General features: G+C 66.5%; 1 protein-coding gene. It reads right to left on the bottom strand.

The genetic code is table 11. From position 1 onward, the window contains the following. A partial coding sequence (locus IO24_RS0140060; RefSeq protein WP_031144829.1) for a fatty acid desaturase family protein occupies positions 1 to 418 on the bottom strand: 418 nt, incomplete at both ends.

Here is a 418-nt window from a genome sequence, read left to right as displayed (position 1 = left end):
CTGGGCATGCTGGGGAACAGGTGGTGCTCGATCTGGTGGTTCAGCCCGCCCAGTGCGATGTCGGTGAGCCGACCGCCGCGCACGTTGCGTGAGGTGAGCACCTGGCGGCGCAGGAAGTCCGGGCGGTCTGCGCCCTTCAGGATCGGCATGCCCTTGTGGTTGGGCGCGAAGAGGGAGCCGAGGTAGACGCCGAACAGGCACTGGTGGACGGCGAGGAAGGCGATCGCCATACCGAGGGGCAGCAACCAGAACAGGGCGGTCAGGTAGACCGCGAAGTGCGCGAACAGCAGGACTCCGTCGAGCGCTCGGTGTGTGAGCGAGCGATTGGCCAGCGATCGCACGCTCGACACGTGCAGGTTGAAGCCCTCCAGTGTCAGGAGCGGGAAGAACAGGAATGCCTGCCAGCGGCCGATCAGGC

This window comes from Streptomyces flavovariabilis (assembly GCF_000725785.1).
GTDB classification, from domain to species: Bacteria; Actinomycetota; Actinomycetes; order Streptomycetales; family Streptomycetaceae; genus Streptomyces; species Streptomyces hawaiiensis.
The sequence above is the reverse complement of the archived record's forward strand: the minus strand, read 5'-3'. Positions and strand labels throughout refer to the sequence as shown.